This is a genomic window from Streptomyces sp. DH12, assembly GCF_020873895.1.
In the GTDB taxonomy this organism is placed as follows: Bacteria; Actinomycetota; Actinomycetes; order Streptomycetales; family Streptomycetaceae; genus Streptomyces.
In genome coordinates, this window is sequence record NZ_JAHWGT010000524.1 from 1 (window position 1) to 577 (window position 577).

Below are 577 nucleotides of genomic sequence, written 5' to 3' on the forward strand. Positions count from 1 at the left end.
GTGAGCAGCAGTGCCGGGCCCTCGCCTCAGCATTTCGCCTGCCGCTCACCGCCGTGCAGCGCGCCGTCGCCGCCCAGTACCAGGGCTACATCGCCGAGCGCTGGAACCGGTCCGAACGGGCCCGCATCCTCGTCGCCCGCATCGACGAGATGGACGACGAGGAATTGGCGCGCCTGGAAAAGCTGGCCGACGTCGTCCTCGAGGACTCGCCCTCACGCCCAACCTCTGGCCAGGGGTAACCACTCTGGGTGACATTCCTGGTTCACTCTAGTCACCCCTTCAACTGTGTGGCACAGTCAGTGATCCGCCTGGGAAGCGGCATATTCACTGCTGAGAGCATCCGTGTCCTCGGGGGGTCACGGGTGCGTGTTCACGCAAGGGGGCTTGAACATGGGTGACGCGGCGAAGTCCGCAAACCAGAGCAAGGCGCAGGTCGACATGCGGTTCGTGCCTCAACTCCCAGGCGGCCGCAAGGTGTTCCCCGCCGAACGAGAGGGCCGGTTCGTCTGGCTCGTCTCCGAGGGAGCCATGACACCGGAGTGCCTCACCGAGATGCGCGACTACCTGACGCACATAG

2 protein-coding genes are annotated in these 577 nt (G+C 65.3%); both read left to right on the forward strand.

Annotation, left to right across the window (positions count from 1 at the left end):
* On the forward strand, positions 1–239 hold a 239-nt coding region (locus LPA54_RS35560; RefSeq protein ID WP_228984704.1), incomplete at its 5' end, for a hypothetical protein.
* A gap of 151 nt (positions 240–390) precedes the next feature.
* A partial coding sequence (locus tag LPA54_RS35565; RefSeq protein WP_228984705.1) for a hypothetical protein occupies positions 391–577 on the forward strand: 187 nt, incomplete at its 3' end.